The organism is Vibrio sp. TRT 17S01 (assembly GCF_050113695.1).
Lineage (GTDB): Bacteria > Pseudomonadota > Gammaproteobacteria > Enterobacterales > Vibrionaceae > Vibrio.
This window is the reverse complement of record NZ_JBNJOG010000002.1, coordinates 501697-524931: the sequence shown is the minus strand read 5'-3', so window position 1 is coordinate 524931 and position 23235 is coordinate 501697. Positions and strand designations below refer to the sequence as shown.

Below are 23235 nucleotides of genomic sequence, written 5' to 3'. Positions count from 1 at the left end.
GCCTCATTTACGAGGCCTTATTTAATCCATTCTTTTTCTCACCCACTTTAGGCTCTGTACCATCAATTAAGCGTTTAATATTTTGATGGTGACGTAACACTATTAAGCAACAGAGCATGGCGACGGGGAGGGTATATTGAGGTTTGATAAGCCAAGTATAGAGTGGTGCTAGCAGTACAGTTACAATGGCGGCCAGTGATGAATAGCGAAAAGTGAATGCGACGATAAGCCATGTCAGCAGTAGCGCTGCAGTTAAGTCTAGGCCTATTGGAGCAATGGCACCGAGTGCAGTTGCAACGCCTTTTCCCCCTTTAAAGTGAAAAAAGATGGGATACATATGACCAAGGCAGGCGGCGATAGCAACAACACCCAGTACAACGGCATCAATATTTAAAAAGTAGCCGCTCCAAACCGGTATGGTGCCTTTTAACATATCGCACAATAAAACCGAGGCTGCGGCTTTTCTTCCCCCAATGCGCAATACGTTGGTTGCTCCGGGGTTATTGGAACCGACGCCACGAGGGTCAGGTAAGCGCAAAAGACGGCAGATCAACACCGCACTGGAGATCGAGCCCAGAAGATAGGCAAAAATGATCATAACAAGTGCAAGTGGCGTCATAGAAGCGTTACTCGTGTGAAACAGATGTTAGTCAAGCAAGTAATTGATATCATACCGTGCTTATATGCCCAAGTAACCACCAATATGCATGAATACGTTCAGCCTCGGTAGGTAAGGGATAAAACGATGAAATAAATCGTTTACTCGTAGAGATAGTACGACTTTTTACTTAAATTAGGTATCCGACCTGTATAGGAAAGGACAGTAGTAGCAATGGATAAAGTATTTATAGACCAATTAGAAGTGATCACGACAATTGGCGTGTATGACTGGGAACAAGAGATTAAGCAAAAGCTGGTGCTTGATATTGAAATGGCTCATGACAATCGTCCTGCTGGTCACAGTGATGATGTGCAAGATGCATTGGACTATGCGCAAGTAAGCCAAGCCATATTATCTCATATTGAGGGCGGTCGCTTTTTACTGGTTGAACGTGTTGCTGAAGAAGTTGCTCAATTGATCATGACTCAATTTGCCGTTCCTTGGATTCGTATTCGATTGACCAAACCAGGAGCCGTGCCACAAGCGAAAGGCGTTGGCGTGATCATTGAACGAGGTCAATTATGATCACAACCTATATTGGGGTTGGGTCGAATATTGAACGAAAGAAGCACGTTGAAATTGCATTAAAAGAGCTTTGTCAACTAGGTCAAGAGCTAAAACTGTCTACCATTTATGAATGTGAGCCAGTTGGTTTCAAAAGTGATGCGTTTTACAATCTTGTCGTAGAAATGAAAACCCGTTTGGAATTGAGAGATTTTTCACAGGCCCTACGTACAATAGAGCGCGCATGGGGACGGGAAGAGAATGCTCAGAAGTTTCAACCTCGAACCATTGATCTTGATATCATTTTGTTTGGGGACATGGTTTCAGAAAATTCTCCGGAAATCCCCAGGAGCGATATCTACAAATATCCCTTTGTTATTCAACCACTTTATGAGTTGTGTCCTGAACGGATCATCCCTAAGGATGGACGTACGGTGCAACAAATTTGGCAGAATACAAAGCAATTGGATTCGCTAATCCCTGTCGAACTCTGGTTCGATATTAACGCTTAATGAGTTTGTAATGAGTTATTTTGAAGCATTTATACTGGCTTTAATCCAAGGCCTGACTGAATTTTTACCTATTTCTAGTTCTGCACATCTGATCTTGCCGTCAGCAATATTAGGTTGGGCCGATCAGGGGTTAGCATTTGACGTTGCTGTGCATGTGGGCACGTTAGCAGCAGTCATGATTTATTTCCGCAAAGAGGTGGTAACACTTCTCAGTGCATTTTTAGGCTCTATTTTTAAAGGTGATCGCAGCAAAGAAGCCAAGTTAGCTTGGATGATCATCATTGCTACGATCCCAGCGTGTATCTTTGGCCTAGTGATGAAAGACTTCATCGAATTATACTTGCGTAGTGCATGGGTGATTGCGGTGACCACGATTGTTTTTGGTCTGTTGCTTTGGTACGTCGATAAAAACGCTAAGTTGGCGGATGATGAATATCAGGCCGACTGGAAAAAAGCGTTATTCATTGGCTTGGCTCAAGCTGCTGCGATAATCCCAGGTACATCCCGCTCTGGTGCAACGATTACAGCGGCGCTATACCTAGGCTTTACTCGTGAAGCAGCTGCACGTTTCTCATTTCTTATGTCAATTCCTATTATCTTGCTTGCTGGTGGTTATCTTGGTCTAGAGCTTGTGACAAGTGGTGAACCGATCCATTTTGGCTTTTTGATGACGGGTATTCTGACCTCTTTTGTCAGCGCATACCTTTGTATTCACTTCTTCTTGAAGATGATTTCTAGAATGGGTATGACGCCATTTGTTATTTATCGCCTAATTCTAGGTGTTGGTCTTTTTGCTTACCTTGCACTGAGCTAACACAACAAGCCTAATTTAGGATGAATGAGTCACTGGCAATGAGATTGTCCAGTGACTTTTTTGTTTAAAAGCAGGTTAATTCTTATATCCTGTCAGAACTTTATAAGACCACATATCTCTACCTCGCCTGAAAAGCTGCGATGTGGTATATATGTGGTCTTGCTTTATTCCTCTTCTAATAAATATTATGCGACTGTTTGCCTTGACCTTATTGTTACTTCTCGGTTGGCTACAATACACATTGTGGCTCGGAAAAAATGGTATCTCTGACTTCCAAGCCGTCACCACCGATACTGAGGTTCAAAATCAGGTGAATACCAACCTCAAAGAGCGTAATGATAAGATGTTTGCAGAAATTGATGATTTACGTCAGGGGCTAGATGCCATTGAGGAGCGTGCTCGTCATGAACTTGGAATGGTTAAAGAAGGGGAAACTTTCTATCGCCTCATTGATGAGGATGCAAAATAAATGACGCAACCTGCTTCTTCTCTTTATGCCGTCGTTCCTGCTGCTGGTGTCGGTAGCCGTATGAAGGCAGATCGTCCCAAGCAATATTTAATGATTGATGGGATGACTATCTTAGAGCATACAGTGCGCCGCTTACTTGCTCATCCTAGGATTGAAAAGGTGGTGGTTGCCGTGACAGATGGTGACCCATATTTTGCTGAACTTCCTTTAGCGACAGATCCTGACGTCATTCGTGTTTCCGGTGGAAAAGAGCGCGCTGGCTCCGTTCTTTCTGCATTACAATACATAAAGCAGAATCGTTTAGCGCAATGGGTGATGGTGCATGATGCTGCCAGACCATGCGTAAAACACAAAGATTTAAATACATTGATTGACGTCTCTCAAGCTCATCCTGTCGGCGGTATTTTAGCGTCCCCGGTAAGAGATACGATGAAGCGGGCTGATGGCAATAAGAATATTGATCACACGGTTGATCGGGAAGCGCTGTGGCATGCACTCACTCCACAAATGTTTAGAGCAGAACTACTAACACAAGCACTTGAGAGCGCATTGAATGCAGGAGCGGTTATCACTGATGAAGCTTCTGCTATCGAGTGGACAGGGAAATCACCCGCACTTGTTCAAGGTGACTCCGACAATATAAAAATAACTCAGCCTGAAGATTTAGCGTTAGCAGAGTTCTATCTTAAGAGAAATAAGGAATCCTCATGATACGAATAGGCCATGGCTTTGATGTCCATAAATTTGGTGGTGAAGGCCCAGTGATCATCGGTGGTGTTGCTGTTCCATATGAACAAGGGTTAATTGCTCACTCCGATGGTGATGTTGCTCTGCATGCATTGTGTGACGCGCTACTTGGTGCGATTGCGGCGGGCGATATTGGACGCCATTTCCCAGATACTGATGATGAGTGGAAAGGCGCGAATAGCCGAGATTTATTACGTGATGTTTATCGCCGCGTTAAAGAGCAAGGTTATGTACTCGGGAATGCCGATGTAACGATTATGGCTCAGGCTCCGAAAATGGCACCGCACATTGAAGCGATGTGTCAGGCTATAGCTGATGATCTAGAGACAGATTTGGCGAATGTGAACGTCAAAGCGACAACCACGGAACGTTTAGGGTTTACAGGCCGTAAAGAAGGCATTGCTTCGGAAGCCGTTGTCTTGCTGCAAAAGCGCCAAACTACCGTTTAATTATATTGAGAACATTATGTCAGATATGTTGTCTTCATTGGCTTATTTGAACAGTAAGCCCGTTGCTCAAGGCAAGCTAAAAGCTCAGCCTGAACATTTTAAAGTGAATGAAATACTGGGTTATGAACTAGAAGGTCAAGGCGAGCACTTGATGGTTCGCATTCGTAAAACCGGTGAAAATACCAGCTTTGTCGCCAATGAATTAGCAAAAGCATGTGGTGTAAAGTCAAAAGATGTCAGCTGGGCTGGGCTTAAAGATCGCCATGCCGTAACCGAACAGTGGCTGAGTGTTCATCTTCCTAAGGGAGAAACACCAGATTTTACTCAGTTTCTTGCAAGTTATCCTTCTATCGAGATCTTACAGACAACCAGACACAATAAAAAACTGCGTCCAGGCGATTTATGGGGTAACCAGTTTGAAGTGACATTGTCTGAAGTTACCGATGTTGATGATGTGCTTAGCCGACTAGAGACGATTAGCCAAAAAGGTGTTCCGAACTATTTTGGTAATCAACGTTTTGGCCGAGATGGTAATAATGTTGAGGAAGCAAGGCGTTGGGGGCGGGAGAATGTTCGTACCCGTAACCAAAACAAACGTAGTTTATATTTGTCTGCCGCTCGCTCTTGGATTTTTAACCACATTGTTTCTGCACGTATTGAGCAAGGTGATTTCAACCATTTTATCGAAGGTGATATTGCGTTGAACAATGGTGAGGTGCTCAATGTAACTCAAGAAAGTCTGTCTGATTTTAATGCTAAATTGGGTAATGGTGAGCTTCAGATTACCGCGGCACTGGCGGGGGATAATGCCTTACCGACACAAGGAGAGGCATTAATATTAGAGCAGCCTCACTTGGATGCAGAACCGGATCTAATGGCTTTGATCCGTGGTAACCGGATGCGTCATGAACGCAGGGCTATTGCTCTCTATTCGAAGGATCTGAACTGGACGGTTGATGGCCAAAACATCACCTTGTCATTTTCATTAACTTCTGGAAACTTTGCGACAGCGATCGTACGTGAATTAATGGAAGAAATTGTAGTAGAACGCGAATACTAATATGAATGGACGCTCTTTAAAGATCTTAATCAGTAATGATGACGGTGTGTATGCGGAAGGGATTCGAACATTAGCAAAAGAGCTAGAATCCATTGCTGAAGTGGTGATTGTGGCTCCGGATCGAAATCGCTCCGGGGCTTCAAACTCTCTCACGCTAGAACAGCCTCTGCGTGTTAGTGAGATAGAACCCAATGTTTATTCGGTTCAAGGGACACCAACCGATTGTGTCCATTTTGCTTTAAATGAACTGCTAAAAGATGATTTACCGGACCTAGTGCTATCGGGAATTAATCACGGTGCAAACCTAGGCGACGATGTGCTCTACTCTGGAACGGTTGCAGCGGCAATGGAAGGGCATTTTCTCGGTGTACAATCGATCGCTTTTTCATTGGTGGGTAAGAAGCACTTTGCAACGGCTGCGACGGTTGCAAAAGAGATCGTGCTCCAGCACTTGCGTAATCCAATCCCAACCAATCGACTTTTGAATATAAATATCCCTGATTTACCCGAAGAGGCGCTTATGGAGACAAGTGTTACTCGATTGGGTGCTCGACATCACGCGGAAGAAATGATTAAGCAGCAAGATCCCAGAGGCCATGATATTTATTGGTTGGGACCTCCCGGCAAGGAACAAGATGCGGGAGAAGGGACAGACTTCTATGCAGTAGAAAGGGGCTCGGTGTCGGTTACGCCACTGCAAGTCGATCTAACCGCACATGAGTCGCTAAGAAGTATGGATAACTGGTTGAAGGATAAATAAGATGACAAAACCACATGCCGACAAATTAATAGAGTTTCTTGTCGCTAGTGGCATCAAAGATCAAGAAGTGCTGAATGCGATTTATGCACTTCCTCGTGAGTTTTTCGTTTCTCAAGCGATGCGGCATCAAGCGTATGACAACAACGCGTTGCCTATTGGACTTGGGCAGACGATCTCACAACCGTACATCGTAGCAAAAATGACAGAAAATCTGGAACTTACACGAAAGAGTAAAGTCCTAGAAGTCGGCACGGGTTCGGGGTACCAGACTGCGGTCTTATCGCAACTGGTTGAACATGTGTATTCACTGGAACGTATTAAATCATTGCAATGGGAGGCGAAGCGTCGTCTTAAGCAATTGGATATTTATAATGTTTCGACAAAGCATGGTGATGGCTGGCAAGGTTGGCAAGGGAAAGCGCCTTTTGATGCGATTATCGTGACAGCGGCCGCTAACAAAGTTCCTTCTGCGCTTCTTGAGCAGCTAAGTGAAGGTGGTGTGATGGTGATTCCTGTAGGGACCGAGGATCAACAATTACTGAAAATTACTCGCCATGGAGGTGAGTATCAGTCTGAACTTATTGAAATGGTACGATTTGTTCCCCTTATTGAAGGTGATCTCGCTTAAATTATGTCTTTAAAGCTTTATTCACTCATTATATTCGCATTATGTAGCACTCTGCTTGGCTGTGCTGCACATTCCCCTGCGCCAGTTTCTGGGTTGAAGAAAGATTATGACTCTATCCCTCGTGGTAGCTATCGAGGTAGTTTCTACCAAGTGGAAAAAGGCGATACGCTATACTTTATAGCTTACGTCACAGATAAAGATGTAAAAGAGATCATTCGTTACAATAAGTTGCAGCCACCTTATACCATTTATCCAGGACAAAAATTAAGATTATGGCGTCCTGCCTATAAGCCGCCTGCATACGGTGGAACAGGGGCTGGGCCAGCAACAGGGGCTGTAGCGTCGACAACCACTGCTGTTGCCGCGACAACCGTGACCAAACCGAGTAAAAGCTCAAATCAAAAGGTTACAGCATCGAGTTCGAAAAATAACCAAAAAGTGGTGAAGAAAGATCCGCCAAAGAAGGTTGATCAATCGAAACCAAAGGAGTATGTTGAGGCTACTGGTAAACAAAATGTTAACAAAACAGTCAGTACTTCAAAACCAAATAATAATAAAGTTTCCAAATGGTTGTGGCCAACAAAAGGGAGAGTGATCAAAAACTTTTCTGCTGGAGACCAAGGGAATAAAGGCATCGACATCGCAGGACAGCGAGGTCAGTCAATAGTCTCAACAGCAGGTGGCACCGTTGTTTATTCGGGTAACGCACTGCGTGGTTACGGTAACCTTGTCATAATAAAACATAACGACAATTACCTCAGTGCATATGCGCATAATGATCGGTTGCTCGTACACGAAGGACAGAGTGTAAAAGCAGGCCAAAAAATTGCGACCATGGGTAGTTCAGGCTCCAATAGTGTTCGCTTACACTTTGAAATTCGCTATCAGGGTAAGTCGGTGAATCCAAAACGCTACTTACCGTAACAATTTACTTGTTAAGAGTAATATAGCGACATTAAAGAGTAGTAATGTCTTGCTAGCTCGCCAGGGGGAGGCGCTATGAGTATCAGCAATACAGCAACTAAAGTCGAAGAGTTCGATATCGATCAGCAAACAATGGAATCGTTTTCTGCCGGTAACGGATCGTCTGTTGAAGAAAGTGTTCAAACATCTACAAATAAAGAAGAGTTCGAGGTTTCCGCAAAAAGCTTGGATGCCACTCAACTCTATCTCGGTGAAATCGGTTTTTCTCCTTTATTAACAGCTGAAGAAGAAGTGCTTTATGCACGCCGCGCGTTGCGTGGTGATGAAGCTGCGCGTAAAAGAATGATTGAGAGTAACTTACGTCTGGTCGTTAAAATATCACGCCGTTATAGCAATCGTGGCCTTGCACTGCTCGATTTAATCGAAGAAGGCAACTTAGGTTTGATTCGTGCGGTTGAGAAGTTTGACCCTGAGCGCGGTTTCCGTTTTTCTACGTATGCTACGTGGTGGATTCGTCAAACAATAGAGCGTGCTTTGATGAATCAGACTCGCACCATCCGCTTGCCAATTCATGTTGTAAAAGAGCTCAATATTTATTTGCGTACGGCACGTGAATTATCTCAAAAGCTCGATCATGAACCGACGGCAGAAGAAATCGCCAATCAATTAGATAAACCCGTTGATGATGTCAGTAAGATGCTGCGTCTGAATGAACGTATCAGCTCTGTTGATACTCCGATTGGTGGTGATGGCGAAAAAGCGTTGCTGGATATCATTCCTGATGCGAAATATTCTGATCCAGAAGTATCGACGCAAGATGATGATATTAAAGACTCATTGATTCATTGGTTAGATGAACTCAATCCTAAGCAGAAAGAGGTGTTAGCTCGGCGTTTTGGATTGTTAGGCTATGAGCCATCGACACTTGAAGAAGTGGGTCGAGAGATCAACCTGACGCGTGAGCGCGTTCGTCAAATCCAAGTTGAAGGACTTAGAAGGTTACGTGAGATCCTGATCAAGCAAGGCCTAAGTATGGAAAACTTGTTTAGTATTGAAGATGACTAGATCCGTAAGGTTCGTTAAAGAAAAAAGCCTTGGTGTTACCAAGGCTTTTTTTAATTCTTATTGGATAATGGAAACACCTTAACCAGTTTGATTCGATTCTCTTCTAGTTCGACAATTTCCATTGGATGTCCCGCGACTTGAACACTCAGGTGACTTTCTGGGATATCTTCTAAATGTTCAAGGATCAAGCCATTCAATGTTCTTGGGCCATCAGTAGGCAAATCCCATTTTAATCCTTTGTTAATGTCGCGAATATTTGCGCTGCCTTCGATCAGGAAGCTGCCATCACTTTGTGGTGTAATTTCATCCGACAAGCTAGGGGCAATGGAGGTTGTAAACTCGCCAACGATTTCCTCTAGGATATCTTCAAGCGTAATTAAACCAATGATGTCGCCATACTCATCAACAATAAGGCCTATTCGCTCTTTATTTCGCTGAAACTTAAGCAGTTGAACATTTAAAGGTGTGCCTTCAGGAATAAAGTAGACTTCATCAGCGGCACGAAGCAGCGTTTCTTTGTTGAATTCATTCTTTTCCAGCATTAAGCGTGATGCCTCACGCAAACGAAGCATTCCAACAACTTCGTCAATTTGATCTCGGTAAAGAACAACACGCCCGTGTGGAGAGTGTGTCAGTTGGCGCACAATCGACTTCCAATCATCATTGATGTCGATACCAGTAATTTCATTCCTTGGGATCATGATGTCGTTGACTGTCACGTGTTCCAAGTCAAGGATTGAAATCAACATATCTTGGTGGCGCGTTGGGATCAGGCTACCGGCTTCATTTACCACGGTGCGGAGTTCTTCTGAGCTGAGGTGGTCATCATCACCATGTTTCGCTTTGATTCCCAGTAATCGAATAAACCCGTTGGTAATAAAGTTAACGAAAATAACCAGAGGAGATAACAGCTTCATTAAAACAGTTAGGACGATACTACTGGCGTATGACACTCGCTCAGGGTATAGCGCTGCCAATGTTTTTGGGGTGACTTCTGCAAAAACCAGTACTACAAGCGTGAGGGCACCAGTGGCGATTGCAACACCAAGATCGCCGTACAGACGCATGCCTAAAATGGTGGCAATGGCAGAAGCTAAAATATTGACTAGGTTGTTACCGATAAGAATAAGGCCGATAAGACGATCGGGGCGATCTAGCAGCTTTTCAACTCGCTTTGCACCTTTATGGCCAGTATTGGCAAGGTGTTTTAAGCGGTAACGGTTCAGAGCCATCATCCCTGTTTCTGAGCCTGAAAAATATCCTGAAATTACAATCAGACACGCGAGTAGCGCAAATAAGATACCCGTTGATATGTCATCCAAAGCTTAATGTTTCCTTTTGAAGTTCTGGTTAATTTATGACCTAACTCTCTAGTTAAGTCAATAAGGCGAGTATTGTAGAAGAAAGGTGCATTGCATGCACCTTATCAGGCGTCTCAGTTTAGAATAATTTCGCGAACAAACCGGCTACCAAAGTAGGCAAGGGTGAGTAATGTGGCTCCAGCGACCGCAAACCAAGTGACTTTCTTTCCTCGCCATCCCTTTTGATAATGACCCCAAAGTAAAATGGAATAGACGATCCAAGCGATAAAAGAGAGGATTCCTTTATGCGCTTTACCCTGCGCAAACATATCTTGAACAAAAACAAAGCCTGTTAGCAGTGTTCCTGTTAGCAATAGATTACCTATCAAAATGATCTTAAATAATTGCCGCTCAACCATCATTAAAGGTGGCAGGTTAGGGTTAATTGCTAGCGCTTTCTTTGCCTTTAATTTGTGGTCCAACCAAGCTAATTGCAGTGCATACAATGCCCCGATTGTCAGTGTTGAATAAGAGAACAACGCCAGTGATATATGGATCAATAACTTAGGGTCATTTTCCAAATGGGTAATAAAGGTACTTGGTAAGAATGCGGCGGCAGAGAGGTTTAGTGCAGAAAAACTGTAGACCACCGGGAGCAAAAACCAGATCCGAGTTTTGAGCATGGCCACGCTCATAACCAGAGAGATAATAAAGCTGATCAGAGAGGCGACATTGAGAATACTCAGGTTTTGTCCTGAACTTTCAAAAATTAGATCACTTAATAGCCAAGCGTGAAAAGCAAGGGCCAGCACCGCACTGACAAAAACGGTCTTCGAGCGAATACCTGTCTGGTGAACCAGTCCCGGGATAATGGTTGCTATTGCCAAAACATATAAGATGGTAGCAACAACAGCGATTAAGTTGTCCATTGTTCTCTAAAAGCTGGTGGTTAATTGACGAATTATACCCTGCATCAACGGCTTGGGCTATGGAATTACCGCGCTAATTGTGAGAGTTGAGATATCAAATTTCATCTGAACTTTGTCATGTCTACTTTGGCTAAGGTATACTCACTTTAATTTATCGCCGAATCTTGCGAAGAGTAAAAGATGTTTGAGAATTTAACGGATCGCTTATCCCGCACGCTGAAAAATATCAGCGGTAAGGGACGTCTTACGGAAGACAATATTAAAGAGACCTTGCGTGAAGTACGCATGGCGTTGCTGGAAGCGGACGTTGCGCTGCCAGTTGTTCGAGATTTCATTAAGCGTGTCAAAGAAAGCGCAGTTGGTGTTGAGGTTTCCAAGTCTCTAACGCCTGGCCAAGAGTTTATTAAGATTGTTCAGACCGAACTTGAAGCGGTGATGGGCGAATCGAATGAAGCGCTGAACCTCGCGGCACAACCACCTGCAGTTATTTTGATGGCGGGTCTACAAGGTGCAGGTAAAACCACTTCTGTAGGTAAACTATCGAAACTACTCACCGAGCGAGACAAAAAGAAAGTCTTAGTTGTTTCTGCTGACGTTTACCGCCCAGCGGCAATCAAGCAGCTAGAGACACTTGCTAGTGATGTAGGTGTTGATTTCTTCCCTTCTTCGCCAGATCAAAAACCAATTGATATTGCGAATGCTGCTATCGACCATGCGAAGAAGAAGTTTTACGACGTTCTCATTGTGGATACTGCTGGTCGTTTAGCGGTTGATGAAGAGATGATGGCGGAGATCCAAGCACTTCACACCGCTATCACGCCAGTAGAAACCCTATTCGTGGTTGATGCGATGACGGGGCAAGATGCTGCAAATACAGCGAAAGCATTTGGTGATGCCCTTCCATTGACGGGTGTGATCTTAACCAAAGTCGATGGTGATGCACGTGGTGGTGCCGCACTATCGGTTCGTCATATCACGGGTAAGCCAATCAAATTCCTCGGTGTGGGTGAGAAAACCGACGCACTAGAACCATTCCACCCTGATCGTGTTGCATCACGGATTCTTGGAATGGGTGATGTTCTATCACTGATTGAAGATCTTCAACGTAATGTTGACCAAGAAAAAGCCGAGAAGCTGGCTAAGAAATTCAAAGAGAAGAAAGGCTTTGACCTAGAAGACTTCCGTGAACAGCTTGGTCAAATGCAAAACATGGGTGGCATGATGGGAATGATGGATAAGCTTCCAGGAATGTCCCAACTCCCTGCTGATGTCAAAGATAAAGTCGATGACAAAATGTTTAAGCAGATGGAAGCCATCATTAACTCTATGACGATGAAAGAGCGTCAGCGCCCAGAACTCATCAAAGGTTCACGTAAAAAGCGTATTGCTGCTGGTTCAGGTACTCAGGTTCAAGATGTAAACCGTTTACTTAAGCAGTTCACTCAAATGCAAAAAATGATGAAGAAAATGCAAAAGGGTGGCATGAAAGGCATGATGCGTAATATGCAAGGCATGATGGGTGGTATGGGCGGCATGGGTGGCGGATTTAATCCATTTGGTCGCTAAGTTGTATCTAAATGAAAGGGCCTGAAACTTCAGGCTCTTTTTCGTTGAAGAAACACCGAATTAAAATTTAAGGGTTGGTAGAAACTTTATTTTCAACCTGTTAGCTAGGTCACAAACGAATATCCCTATTTATGTTGGTGAAAAAATAGCTAAAACCCTTGCATTGCCTCGGAATAAGAGTAAAATTCCGGAGCTTTATTTTGGCACGAGACCCCAAACTGTTTAGTGATAAATGGTTTCTGGGGTTAATTTTATTTTTGAGAAAGCAAAGAGGACGACATGGTAACCATTCGTTTGGCACGTCACGGCGCTAAAAAGCGTCCATTTTATCAAATCGTAGTAGCGGACAGCCGTAACGCTGCAACTGGCCGTTTCATCGAGAAAGTTGGTTTCTTCAACCCAACTGCTAAAGGTCAAGAAGAAGGTCTACGTCTAGACCTAGATCGCGTTAACCACTGGGTTGGTCAAGGCGCATCTCTATCTGACCGCGTTGCTAAGCTAGTTAAAGACGCTCAAAAAGCGGCTTAATTCTTAATTTAAGAAGTAGAAATTAGCTTATGTCGATGAAAGGTAAAGAAACGATGAGCGGCGACAAGATTGTTGTAGGCAAGCTTGGTGCTACTTATGGCATTCGTGGCTGGCTTAAAGTTTTTTCCTACACAGACAATGCTGAAAGCATATTTGATTACAGCCCTTGGTTTATTAACCAAAAGGGTTCGTGGGTTGAGTACAAAGTAGAAAGCTGGAAGCGCCATAACAAAGGTATGGTGGCTAAGCTGGAAGGTCTGGATATTCGCGAAGACGCGCATTTACTGACGAACTTTGAAATCGCTATTGACCCTGCGGCACTGCCTGAACTGTCAGAAGATGAATTCTACTGGCGCGAATTGTTTGGTATGCAAGTGGTAACCACGAAAGGTTACGATCTAGGTGTTGTTACAGACATGCTAGAAACTGGCTCAAACGATGTTTTGGTTGTGAAAGCAAATCTAAAAGATGCTTTCGGGCAAAAGGAACGACTAATCCCGTTTCTTGAAGAGCAAGTGATCACTAAGGTTGATCGTGAAGCTCAACGGATCGAAGTTGACTGGGATCCTGGATTCTAAACTCCAAAGCTACAGAGCGAGATACACATGTGGGTTGGCGTAATAAGCCTTTTTCCTGAAATGTTCCGTTCTGTTACTGATTTCGGAGTAACAGGTCAAGCGGTTAAAAAAGGTCTTTTGTCGATTGAGACTTGGAATCCTCGAGATTTTACTCACGACAAACATCGCACTGTTGATGATAGACCTTACGGTGGTGGCCCTGGCATGTTAATGATGGTTCAGCCTTTGCGTGATGCCATTCATACTGCAAAAGAAGCCTCACCGGGTAAGACGAAAGTCATTTACCTATCTCCTCAAGGTCGTAAGCTCGACCAGAAAGGGGTTGAAGAACTGGCAACAAATGAGAATTTACTGCTTATTTGTGGCCGTTATGAAGGGGTAGATGAGCGCATCATTCAATCTGAAGTCGACGAAGAATGGTCGATCGGGGATTTTGTGATGACGGGTGGTGAGATACCAGCCATGACGTTAATCGATTCTGTCTCTCGGTTTATTCCGGGTGTACTAGGGGATTTTGCGTCAGCAGAAGAAGATTCTTTTGCCAATGGCTTGTTAGATTGCCCTCACTATACGCGTCCTGAAGTGTTGGATGACAAACAAGTACCAGCGGTACTGATGTCAGGTAACCACAAGGACATTCGTCAATGGCGACTTAAACAGTCGCTGGGCCGAACTTGGCAAAGAAGACCAGAGCTCCTGGAAAACCTAGCTCTGACTGACGAACAGGAACAATTACTTGCTGAGTTCATTAAAGAACATAACGCAAAGTAACCTATTTTATTTAGTATCAGTTTATTCTAGGAATTTAAAAATGAGTAACATCATCAAAGCTCTTGAGCAAGAGCAAATGAAACAAGACCTACCTAAGTTTGCACCAGGTGACACTGTTGTTGTTCAGGTTAAGGTTAAAGAAGGCGAGCGTTCACGTCTACAGGCTTTCGAAGGCGTTGTAATTGCAATCCGTAACCGTGGTCTTCACTCTGCTTTCACTGTACGTAAGATCTCTAACGGTGAAGGTGTTGAGCGTACGTTCCAAACTCACTCTCCAGTTGTTGATAGCATCGAAGTTAAACGCCGTGGTGCAGTACGTCGTGCCAAACTGTACTACCTACGTGAGCGTTCTGGTAAGTCTGCTCGTATCAAAGAGAAACTTGCTAAGAAGTAATGCTATAACTAGCGTTCTCATAGTAAAACGGGGTCGATTCATCGACCCCGTTTTTTTATGCACATCATTTTAAATGAATTATTTCAGTACGATTCTTCAGACCAGCCATCACTGTCTGACATGTCTGGGGCGCCCGGTATCGTATTCTCTTCATCTGCCCACTCACCAAAATCAATCATCTGACACTGTTTGCTACAAAACGGTCGATGAGGGCTTTGCTCTCCCCACTCAACATCAGCATTGCATTGTGGGCATTGAACTATGGTCAGTTTTTTTGTCATTGTGAAAACCTAAAATTTACTTCAGAAGGGTATTGTCTGTGTTGCAGTGAGAGAGCGCAAGTGGATTAATATCAACAGCAAACCGCCAATTCAAACTCGATATCGTGTGAACAAGCTTGCCCGGTAGAAAACTCAATAAACTTAATCGCAAAACGGTTTTTATGTCCGGAAATCATAGGATAAACCCCATATTGGAGTGGGATATCGAGTCTTAAGATATTAGCTTCTTCTGCATCGCTTTGGTAAAAACCAGAATGTGCATATTGGTGTTTAAAATGTCCGGTTTCACGAGACAGCTTGAGCCATAGATCGAGAGCGTTGGATAACGGCAGCAAGGTACTTAACCAGCGTTGAGTATCTGCATTCTTCTTTTCGATAGGGAGATGAAGCCAATGATGTAGTGCAGGAAGATCGAAGCAGCATGCGCCACCAGGTAAATTAAATCGCTGGCGAATTGAGCCGAGGAAACGATCCTCTTTTAAACTCTGACCGAAACGTTCAGCAGCCATTAAACCCGCATGAGTTTGATCCACTTCATTGAGTATGCCACGAAGCATTTCTTGATCAACGCCTTCGACATTGAGCCAACTTCGATATGTGAGTCGTTGCTTTTCAATATCTTTAGCTAGTTCACTTTTGAGCTGGATCTGCTCAAAAATTTCCAGAAGATCAAATAAGGAACGAAAAAATAGCAGGTGCTGAAGTTCATCGCGAAATTGCGCTGATGTATTTAGTTGTTGCAGCAGCGACTCAACACGAAGATAGATCCGAGTTTTTTCGTTAAGTGGATGTTCAAAAAAGTGGGTGGTCATTCAGTTATGCCCTACATTGATCTTCTTTTATTCTCACAGATTTGCACTGCTTATGGCTAGGTACTTTTTATGTAAATCTGTGATTAAAGGCAAAAGTTGACGGTTTTTTGCATCATTTTTAATCACATCATTTGCGATGGCTAAACGCTCAGTTCGACTCGCTTGTGCTGCAAGGATGGCTTCTGCTTGCTGCCTTGAGATATTGTCACGTTGCATCGTACGATTAATCTGAGTTTGCTCATCGACATCTACGACTAATACGCGATCAGCCATATGTTGAAGGTTATTCTCTGCCATTAACGGAATGATCAGTAATGCATAAGGAGAGCGAACTTGACTTAACGCTAGCTGCATTTGCTCTCTTATCATGGGATGTAATAAGGCATCTAACCACGCTTTTTCCTTTGGATTCGAAAAGATCTTCTCACGTAGTGCTGCGCGGTTTAATGTGCCAACTTCCGTTAAGATCGCAGTCCCATATCGCTTGGCAATCTGTTGCAAGCCTTTACTTCCGGGTTCGACAACCTGACGAGCAATAATATCGGCATCAACTAACTCAATATCAAAATGTTCGTGAAATAAGTTGGCAATGGTTGTTTTTCCACTGGCGATACCGCCCGTTAGGCCGATGACGTAGGCCATATCAAATTCCTATAAATGAGGACAAGTACCAATTCATGATACTCTCTCCCCACATCATACTGAGCCAGCCAGCTATCGCAAGGTAAGGGCCAAATGGAAAGGCTTTATCGATGCCTTTTTTTTGCATTCGTAATTGTATCAGGCCAAAAAATAGCCCAACCAAAGAAGAAAGCAGAATGATCATTGGTAAGTATTGCCAACCAAGCCAAGCTCCTAGGGCTGCGAGAAGTTTAAAGTCACCATATCCCATGCCTTCTTTACCTGTGAGTAACTTAAAAAGCCAATAGACACTCCACAAGGCAAGGTAGCCTGCCATTGCACCAATAACTGCATCTTGAAGCGATACCGGGCTTACCTCAAAGAGAGCTAATGCCAGCCCTGACCATACTAAAGGAAGAGTTAACTGATCGGGCAGTAACATAGTATCAAAATCAATAAAGGTCGCGCTGATTAACACAAACGTGAAAAAAATAAGAGCGATGGCATAGCCACTAAAAGGAAAGTTTAAAGCGATGGTGCAACACAGGATTGCGGTTAGCAACTCTACAAAAGGGTAGCGCGCAGAAATTTTAGCCTGGCAATGGTGACAACGGCCTTTGAGTACTAACCAGCTCAATACGGGAATATTATCAATGATACGTAGTTTGTTTTGACAAGATGGACATGCTGAGCGTGGCACACTCAAGTTGTAAGTCCCTTGTGGTGGCTGGATTTTATATTCAGGGAAGCTCTCGGCACAATCTTGTCGCCACTCTCGTTCCATCATAATTGGCAAGCGATGGATTACGACGTTGAGAAAACTGCCGACAATCAGACCAAACAGGCTAGCGAATATAGGAAAAAGCCAAGGGTAGTATTCAAATAATTCCGTTGAGAACATGTAAAGCACCTAAAAAAAGAGCAAGCACTCCGGCTTGCTCAAAGACGTTAGTGATGATTTTATCCCAATACACTCATTAAGTTAAAGATTGGTAAGTACATTGCGACAACCAGCCCGCCGACAACAATGCCCAAAAACACGATGATTAAGGGTTCTAGTATTTTTCCGAGGTTATCAACGGTGTTGTCTATTTCAAACTCGTAGATGGTGGCGACCTTATTTAACATATCATCTAAACGGCCAGACTCTTCGCCTATCATGATCATTTGCAGCACCATCTCGGGGAATGTTTCTGTATTACGCATAGCGATATACATTGGCATGCCGGCGGCGGTATCGCGATAGACTTCATCGATGGCATGTTGATAGTGCGTGTTGTTGGCGGTTTTGGCTGAGGTTTTTAAGCTGGTTAAGATTGGAATACCAGCACTAAAGCTCGTTGCAAGCGTTCGGCTGAATTTTGCGATTGAGGCTTTAGACATGACGGCACCAATGATCGGGATACGAAGGCTAAGTCGACTACTGTGAAGTTTGGCTCGAAACGATTTTTTGCGCATCGTTTTGACAACCAAAACAATCAGGAAGATGGCCACTACAACCATCCAACTATAGGCTTGAACCCAATGAGAAAGTTTGAGCACTTGCTGAGTAAACCAAGGAAGCTCTGCCCCAAATCCTTTAAACATCGCCTCGAATTCGGGAATGACCATGGTCAGCATCAAGTAGGACACTCCCAATGCAACAAGAACCACCATGCTGGGATAAATTAATGCCTTAATTACTTTGGCTCTAAGTTGTTCCGATTTTTCGCGATAAGTTGCAATACGCTCAAAAACTTCGGGTAGGTTACCGGATTGTTCGCCGGTAGCGACTAAATCAATATACAGTGTATCGAAATGTGAGCTGGCGGTGCGCATGGCTTTAGACAGTGGCGTTCCGGCTTCAACCCCTTTGGTGATCTGAGACAAAATTGACTTCATTTCGGCTTTTTTATGGTTATCTCCGACCAGTTTTAAAGCTTGTACCAGAGGAACGCCTGTGACCAGCATTGTGGCGAGTTGTCGGGTCAAAATTGTGATGTCTTTGCCTTTGACGCGCTGTGTCGCCTTCGTGATAAAAGACACCCCGGTTTTTTTGAGCTTTTTCACTTGAATGTGTTGCTCTTTGAGTTTGTCTCTTACTTCAATTTCACTAAAGGCCAACATATTACCGGAGGCAAGTTTGCCGGTACTGTTTATGCCTTTCCAGCGATAGCTTTTTAGTTGTACTTGAGGTCTGCTTCTCATAAGTTGTTCCCAACGGTGAGAGGATGGTTATAAGTAGAGTACACGCTGCAATTCAGCGTAACTGGTGATGCCTTGCTTTAATTTTTCAATGCCAGACTCTTTGAGTGTCTGCATCCCTTGTGACTGAGCAAGGCCTTCAATTTGTTGGATATTAGCCCCTTGAATGATGGCTTGGGCGAGCTTGTTATTAAACGCCATCACTTCGTAGATACCGACTCGGCCAGAGTAACCGCTATTACAATCGCTGCAGCCTTCACCATTCGCTTGGAAAATTGGAGTATCTGGTGCGAGGTTTAATTGCTTTAGCACCACATCGGGGGCGTGATACGACAACTTGCATTGAGGACAAAGTTTTCGCGCAAGGCGCTGAGCAATGATCAAACTCAGTGATGAAGCGATGTTGAACGGGGCAATTCCCATATTACCTAATCGAATCACAGTTTCTGCCGCTGAATTTGTATGGAGTGTTGACAGAACTAAGTGACCTGTTTGAGCCGCTTTGACTGCAATTTCTGCGGTTTCGAGATCGCGAATTTCGCCCACCATCACAATGTCAGGATCCTGACGTAAGAAGGCACGCAAAGCCTCGGCAAAACCAAAACCAATTTGTGGTTGAACTTGAACTTGGTTGATGCCACGAATGTTGATCTCTACCGGATCTTCTGCGGTTGAAATGTTGACTTCATCAGTATTGAGTATGCGCAAGCCTGTATAGAGTGAAACCGTTTTTCCGCTTCCGGTAGGGCCTGTCATTAAGATCATTCCCTGCGGTTTTTTCAGGGCGTTGAGATAAAGTTGTTTTTGCGTGTCGTTGTAGCCAAGCTTGTTGATATCAAGATTGGCAGCGCTGCTGTCGAGTAGTCGCAGAACGATTTTTTCACCCCATAATGTGGGGAGCGTAGAAACACGCATATCAATTGCGGTTTCCGCATTGAGACGAAGTTTGATCCGCCCATCTTGAGGCAGTCGACGCTCAGCAATGTCGAGTTTTGAGAGGATCTTAATCCGGGCTGAAAGGCGGCGGCTTAAATGGTGTGAAGGTTGCTGAGTTTCAATCAAAATCCCATCACAGCGTAGTCGTACCCGGTAGCTGTCTTCATACGGTTCAAAATGGATATCGGATGCGCCTTTACGTACGGCATCAAGAAGAATTTGGTTAATATACCGACTGACTGGCGCTTCATCTTTACTGAGATCTTCTAACCCGCCGATTTCATCATCACTGACATCAACTAACTCTGCTAGTTCGTTTTCATTGATGTCTTTGACATTTGATGAGCCTCCGTTAATGGTACGGCCATACAGTTTACGTACCGCCCCTTGAAGGTCTTTGCAGTTTGCCAGCACTAGCTCAATTTGTAGCCCTGTTGCAAAGCGAAATTCGTCTTCCACTTCTAAATTCGTGGGATCACAAATGGCCAGTGTGAGAGTTTGCCCTTGTTGTTCTATCGGAAGGGCGAGGTGACGAGTAATGAGTTCACGTAGTGATAATTGCTGGCATAGCGGCGTATAGTCGTATTGAGTGATTTTTTTCTCTGGAAAACCGAAAATTCGGCACAGTTCAATGGTCAATGCCTGACTGTCGATGATGTCAAGATCGACTAATGCTTCAGGGACGGACATCCCCGAAGCATTGATATGTTCTTCCACTTGTGGTTCTTGCTCCGTGCTAAGAATATTCGCTTGGCGCAAGATAGAAGGAAGGTTGGTTAGCATTTATTAGTAAGTAGTAGTACAGCTATTTGGACGTGAGTCAGCAGGTACGTTTTTACTAGCACATGTCCAGCCTGTAGTATTGTTTTTGGAGTAACGTACTGAAGCAGACTTACCTTTCAGACTACCTTCGGTAAAAGAGAATGTTGCTGTACCACCACTTGTACCTACTGCTGCTAATGCAATAGAACCCAGTGAGTTCATCGTTGCTGTTCCGCCAACAAGGTTTGCATTATTTGGGAAAGTTCCTCCGTTCTCTTGTTGGTACATATCAATATTCGTTAACAAACCACGTAACGTAGCAGATGCTGAAGCCACTTCGGTTTTCTGAACATAGTTTTGGTAGGCAGGTATAGCTACTGCGGATAAAACACCGATAATCGCCACTACGATCATCAATTCAATTAACGTAAAACCTTTTTGTTTACGAGTTTGTTTTGTTTGCATCTCTGACTCTCCATTCATTGCAACTCAACAGTAGCGAGAGAATATAAGTTGCTGATATGCAGATGAATTCACTCGGAAATACTCCGCGAGTCAGTTATGAAAATCAATGTGGAATTTTCATTCAACAGACAAATTATTTCGAGCCTCAACAAAAATCTGACACGATTGTAAGGAAAAAGAGACAAAAAAAAGGAGACTATGTCTCCCTTTAATTATTGAAAAAATAAGAACTTAGTTCCAGATTAAAACGAGAAAATTCGTTATGGCTTCGTTCTTTTATTTACTATTTAAAACGCATGGAGAGATCCATGGCTTTTAGATGTTTGGTTAGGGCGCCAACAGAAATGTAATCCACGCCTGTTTCTGCAAATTCACGAATTGTTGCTAAAGTGACATTGCCAGAATTTTCTAATGCTGCTCGACCAGCATTAATTTTCACCGCTTCACGCATCATATCGGTAGTGAAGTTATCCAGCATGATGATATCGGCACCAGCATCAATAGCTTGTTGAAGTTCATCAAGGCTCTCTGTCTCAACTTCAACGGGTTTACCTGGGTTCAATGATTTAGCCGTACTGATGGCTTGCGCTATACCACCGCAAGCAATGATGTGGTTCTCTTTAATCAAGTGTGCATCGAAAACACCAATACGATGGTTATAGCCACCGCCACATGCCACGGCATATTTGAGTGCGCTGCGTAGGCCTGGAATGGTTTTACGCGTATCCAATAGGCGACACTTTGTTCCCTCTAGCTGTTTGGCGTATTCTGCTGTCGTGGTTGCGCAGCCCGATAGGGTTTGAATGAAGTTCATGGCATTGCGCTCACCTGTTAGTAGCATACGTGCTGAGCCTGACAGTGTGCAAAGAACTTGGTTTGGTTCAACCACATCACCATCTTGAACATGCCATTCAATTTTCACTTGGCTGCCATTTTCTTGTGCTGCCAATTGCTTAAACACTTCATCTGCCCATGCTTGACCACAAAAAACACCATGTTCGCGAGTAATAATGGTGGCGATGTTATGGGCATCGGCTGGGATCAGACTTGCTGTGATATCAGCGGCAGGGTTAAGCGTTCCACCCAAATCTTCTTTAAGCGTGTCAGCAACCGCACGAGTAATTTCAAGTGGGAGTTGCTGCTTCAAATAATCGAGACGTTCTTGGCTGTTATGTGTGTTTTTCATCGCAAATCTAATACGCAGTTGAACAGAGGTGGGCATGATACGCTGACTGCGGATGAAATTCAGCCATTAATCTCGCATTTCATTGCCAAAGGGATAAAATCAGAGAGTTAGTTAAGTTAATGAGCAGCAATATGATTGATGACCAAGGTTGGTATCGCCTCGCACGACATGTACCATCTCCATTTTATGACCAAAGAAGCGATAATGAAGATATCTCTTTGCTGGTGGTTCACAACATCAGTTTGCCGCCCGGCCAATTTGGTGGGCCTTATATTGAGCAGTTTTTTACAGGCAAATTGAATCCGGATGCGCATCCTTTTTTTAAAGTGATTCATAAAATGGGGGTGTCGGCTCATTGCCTTATTCGCCGAGATGGGGAAGTGGTGCAGTTTGTGCCTTTTCAAGCGAGAGCGTGGCATGCAGGTGTTTCTAGTTTTGCTGGACGGGAAAAGTGCAATGATTATTCGATTGGAATTGAGCTGGAAGGGGATGATTTTACTGCCTACACCGCGGCACAATATGATGTGTTAATCGAGTTAACGCGAGTAATTCAGCACCGTTACCCGATGATCACTCCTGCTCGAATTACTGGACATCAGTATATAGCCCCGCTACGTAAAACTGATCCGGGGCTCGTCTTTGATTGGGTTCGCTTTAAAAAAGGGGTGTGTTCCTAGAGAAAAGCGCTCGGGGATTGAGCTTAGAGCGTTTCTTGATACTCGATGAGCACCTGCTCAACCCAAGTAGCGATGCGTTCATCACTAAGTTCGTATTGGGAGTCTTCGTCTAGTGCCAAGCCAACGAAAAGGCTGCCGTCCGCCGTGAGAGCCTTGGAGGCTTCAAACTCATAGTGTTCGTCATTTGGCCAATAACCAATGACCTTTGCGCCCGCTTTGATGACTTCATCATGAAGCATACCCATGGCATCAAGATACCACTCTCCGTAACCTTCTTGATCGCCTAGGCCAAAAAGAGCAACAGTTTTGCCTTTAAGTGATAATTCACTGACCTGATCCCATAGCTCGTTCCAGTCTTCTTGTATTTCGCCAAAGTCCCACGTTGAAATTCCGAGGATCAACAAATCGTAGTCATTCATTAAGCTCAGATCTGACGTTTTGACATTATGAATATCGAGCAGCTCTTCACCGATGATGGCACGTATTTTTTCTGCTGCCATTTCGGTATAGCAGGTGGTTGAACCGTAAAATAAACCGATTTTCATCTCTGTTACATCGCTATTATTGGAATCAGGGTTGGGAATTCTAACCACAAATGACACAAGAATGCAGTGATTATCTGTATAAAACGATTTTTTTATGGCTTTGTTT

29 protein-coding genes are annotated in these 23235 nt (G+C 43.9%); 17 read left to right on the top strand and 12 right to left on the bottom strand.

Features of this window, described 5'->3' with window-relative positions:
- Positions 1–7 precede the first annotated feature (7 nt).
- Positions 8–619, bottom strand: coding sequence for a glycerol-3-phosphate 1-O-acyltransferase PlsY (plsY, locus tag ACQEXS_RS05585; RefSeq protein WP_367987345.1), 612 nt, complete (start codon positions 617–619; stop codon positions 8–10).
- A 213-nt stretch (positions 620–832) separates the two neighbouring features.
- On the opposite strand from plsY, the gene folB reads away from it, so the two are divergent.
- The 11 genes from folB (at position 833) to rpoS (ending at position 8593) form a co-directional block, all read left to right on the top strand.
- On the top strand, positions 833–1186 hold the full coding sequence (gene folB, locus ACQEXS_RS05580) for a bifunctional dihydroneopterin aldolase/7,8-dihydroneopterin epimerase (protein ID WP_367987344.1): 354 nt from the start codon (positions 833–835) through the stop codon (positions 1184–1186).
- Entirely contained in the window at positions 1183–1677 is a 495-nt protein-coding gene (gene folK / locus ACQEXS_RS05575; protein WP_427013088.1) for a 2-amino-4-hydroxy-6-hydroxymethyldihydropteridine diphosphokinase, read from the top strand. Before folB ends, folK begins: the two co-directional genes overlap by 4 nt.
- Before the next feature lie 10 nt (positions 1678–1687).
- Positions 1688–2491 (top strand): undecaprenyl-diphosphate phosphatase, encoded by an 804-nt coding sequence (locus ACQEXS_RS05570; protein WP_427013087.1) that lies wholly within the window; start codon positions 1688–1690, stop codon positions 2489–2491.
- Between the two features lie 187 nt (positions 2492–2678).
- The gene (gene ftsB, locus ACQEXS_RS05565; protein WP_367987341.1) at positions 2679–2960 is read left to right on the top strand and encodes a cell division protein FtsB; all 282 of its coding nucleotides are present in this window, start codon (positions 2679–2681) and stop codon (positions 2958–2960) included.
- A complete protein-coding gene (gene ispD, locus ACQEXS_RS05560; RefSeq protein WP_427013086.1) occupies positions 2961–3671 on the top strand; it encodes a 2-C-methyl-D-erythritol 4-phosphate cytidylyltransferase in 711 nt (236 codons plus the stop codon). It begins immediately after the preceding gene.
- A complete protein-coding gene (gene ispF, locus ACQEXS_RS05555) occupies positions 3668–4156 on the top strand; it encodes a 2-C-methyl-D-erythritol 2,4-cyclodiphosphate synthase (RefSeq protein WP_427013085.1) in 489 nt (162 codons plus the stop codon). The genes ispD and ispF overlap by 4 nt, the downstream gene beginning before the upstream one ends.
- Positions 4157–4172: 16 nt before the next feature.
- A complete protein-coding gene (gene truD, locus ACQEXS_RS05550) occupies positions 4173–5216 on the top strand; it encodes a tRNA pseudouridine(13) synthase TruD (protein WP_427013084.1) in 1044 nt (347 codons plus the stop codon).
- 1 nt (position 5217) lies between these two features.
- The gene (gene surE / locus ACQEXS_RS05545; RefSeq protein ID WP_427013083.1) at positions 5218–5976 is read left to right on the top strand and encodes a 5'/3'-nucleotidase SurE; all 759 of its coding nucleotides are present in this window, start codon (positions 5218–5220) and stop codon (positions 5974–5976) included.
- Position 5977: 1 nt separating this feature from the next.
- Positions 5978–6604, top strand: a complete 627-nt coding sequence (locus ACQEXS_RS05540; protein WP_367987336.1) for a protein-L-isoaspartate(D-aspartate) O-methyltransferase — start codon at positions 5978–5980, stop codon at positions 6602–6604.
- Positions 6605–6607: 3 nt separating this feature from the next.
- Positions 6608–7528, top strand: a complete 921-nt coding sequence (gene nlpD, locus ACQEXS_RS05535; protein ID WP_427013082.1) for a murein hydrolase activator NlpD — start codon at positions 6608–6610, stop codon at positions 7526–7528.
- 75 nt (positions 7529–7603) lie between these two features.
- Positions 7604–8593, top strand: a complete 990-nt coding sequence (gene rpoS, locus ACQEXS_RS05530) for an RNA polymerase sigma factor RpoS (protein WP_367987334.1) — start codon at positions 7604–7606, stop codon at positions 8591–8593.
- 50 nt (positions 8594–8643) lie between these two features.
- Here rpoS and ACQEXS_RS05525 read toward each other — a convergent pair whose 3' ends face one another.
- Both ACQEXS_RS05525 and ACQEXS_RS05520 read right to left on the bottom strand, forming a co-directional pair.
- A complete protein-coding gene (locus ACQEXS_RS05525) occupies positions 8644–9915 on the bottom strand; it encodes an HlyC/CorC family transporter (protein ID WP_427009825.1) in 1272 nt (423 codons plus the stop codon).
- Positions 9916–10028: 113 nt separating this feature from the next.
- Positions 10029–10823, bottom strand: a complete 795-nt coding sequence (locus ACQEXS_RS05520; protein ID WP_367987332.1) for a cytochrome C assembly family protein — start codon at positions 10821–10823, stop codon at positions 10029–10031.
- A gap of 180 nt (positions 10824–11003) precedes the next feature.
- Here ACQEXS_RS05520 and ffh point away from each other — a divergent pair, with 180 nt between their 5' ends.
- The 5 genes from ffh (at position 11004) to rplS (ending at position 14660) form a co-directional block, all read left to right on the top strand.
- Positions 11004–12389: a signal recognition particle protein gene (gene ffh, locus ACQEXS_RS05515; protein WP_427013081.1), complete on the top strand. Its 1386-nt coding sequence runs from the start codon at positions 11004–11006 to the stop codon at positions 12387–12389.
- Between the two features lie 279 nt (positions 12390–12668).
- Positions 12669–12917 (top strand): 30S ribosomal protein S16, encoded by a 249-nt coding sequence (gene rpsP / locus ACQEXS_RS05510; protein WP_005438039.1) that lies wholly within the window; start codon positions 12669–12671, stop codon positions 12915–12917.
- A 29-nt stretch (positions 12918–12946) separates the two neighbouring features.
- Positions 12947–13495 (top strand): ribosome maturation factor RimM, encoded by a 549-nt coding sequence (gene rimM / locus ACQEXS_RS05505; protein WP_427009827.1) that lies wholly within the window; start codon positions 12947–12949, stop codon positions 13493–13495.
- Between the two features lie 27 nt (positions 13496–13522).
- Complete coding sequence (trmD, locus tag ACQEXS_RS05500) at positions 13523–14266, top strand: tRNA (guanosine(37)-N1)-methyltransferase TrmD (protein ID WP_427009828.1); 744 nt, start codon at positions 13523–13525, stop codon at positions 14264–14266.
- Between the two features lie 40 nt (positions 14267–14306).
- On the top strand, positions 14307–14660 hold the full coding sequence (gene rplS, locus ACQEXS_RS05495; RefSeq protein ID WP_427009829.1) for a 50S ribosomal protein L19: 354 nt from the start codon (positions 14307–14309) through the stop codon (positions 14658–14660).
- Positions 14661–14743: 83 nt separating this feature from the next.
- On the opposite strand, the gene yacG is transcribed toward rplS, so the two are convergent.
- The 8 genes from yacG to nadC all read right to left on the bottom strand — a co-directional run bounded on the left by yacG (position 14744) and on the right by nadC (position 21907).
- Positions 14744–14941: a DNA gyrase inhibitor YacG gene (gene yacG, locus ACQEXS_RS05490; RefSeq protein ID WP_367987327.1), complete on the bottom strand. Its 198-nt coding sequence runs from the start codon at positions 14939–14941 to the stop codon at positions 14744–14746.
- A gap of 71 nt (positions 14942–15012) precedes the next feature.
- Entirely contained in the window at positions 15013–15753 is a 741-nt protein-coding gene (zapD, locus tag ACQEXS_RS05485; protein ID WP_367987326.1) for a cell division protein ZapD, read from the bottom strand.
- Positions 15754–15786: 33 nt separating this feature from the next.
- Positions 15787–16395 carry a dephospho-CoA kinase gene (gene coaE / locus ACQEXS_RS05480; protein ID WP_427013080.1) on the bottom strand — a complete coding sequence of 203 codons (609 nt, stop codon included), beginning with the start codon at positions 16393–16395 and terminating at the stop codon, positions 15787–15789.
- Position 16396: 1 nt separating this feature from the next.
- The gene (locus ACQEXS_RS05475; RefSeq protein ID WP_427013079.1) at positions 16397–17275 is read right to left on the bottom strand and encodes a prepilin peptidase; all 879 of its coding nucleotides are present in this window, start codon (positions 17273–17275) and stop codon (positions 16397–16399) included.
- Between the two features lie 59 nt (positions 17276–17334).
- Positions 17335–18561 (bottom strand): type II secretion system F family protein, encoded by a 1227-nt coding sequence (locus ACQEXS_RS05470; RefSeq protein WP_427009833.1) that lies wholly within the window; start codon positions 18559–18561, stop codon positions 17335–17337.
- A 27-nt stretch (positions 18562–18588) separates the two neighbouring features.
- Positions 18589–20277: a type IV-A pilus assembly ATPase PilB gene (pilB, locus tag ACQEXS_RS05465; protein ID WP_427013078.1), complete on the bottom strand. Its 1689-nt coding sequence runs from the start codon at positions 20275–20277 to the stop codon at positions 18589–18591.
- A 3-nt stretch (positions 20278–20280) separates the two neighbouring features.
- Positions 20281–20721: a pilin gene (locus ACQEXS_RS05460; protein WP_427013077.1), complete on the bottom strand. Its 441-nt coding sequence runs from the start codon at positions 20719–20721 to the stop codon at positions 20281–20283.
- Positions 20722–21004: 283 nt separating this feature from the next.
- The gene (nadC, locus tag ACQEXS_RS05455; RefSeq protein ID WP_427013076.1) at positions 21005–21907 is read right to left on the bottom strand and encodes a carboxylating nicotinate-nucleotide diphosphorylase; all 903 of its coding nucleotides are present in this window, start codon (positions 21905–21907) and stop codon (positions 21005–21007) included.
- A gap of 131 nt (positions 21908–22038) precedes the next feature.
- Between nadC and ampD the strand changes: the two genes are divergently transcribed.
- Complete coding sequence (ampD, locus tag ACQEXS_RS05450) at positions 22039–22584, top strand: 1,6-anhydro-N-acetylmuramyl-L-alanine amidase AmpD (RefSeq protein WP_427013110.1); 546 nt, start codon at positions 22039–22041, stop codon at positions 22582–22584.
- A 23-nt stretch (positions 22585–22607) separates the two neighbouring features.
- On the opposite strand, the gene fldB is transcribed toward ampD, so the two are convergent.
- The gene (gene fldB / locus ACQEXS_RS05445; protein ID WP_367987318.1) at positions 22608–23129 is read right to left on the bottom strand and encodes a flavodoxin FldB; all 522 of its coding nucleotides are present in this window, start codon (positions 23127–23129) and stop codon (positions 22608–22610) included.
- Positions 23130–23235: the final 106 nt, after the last annotated feature.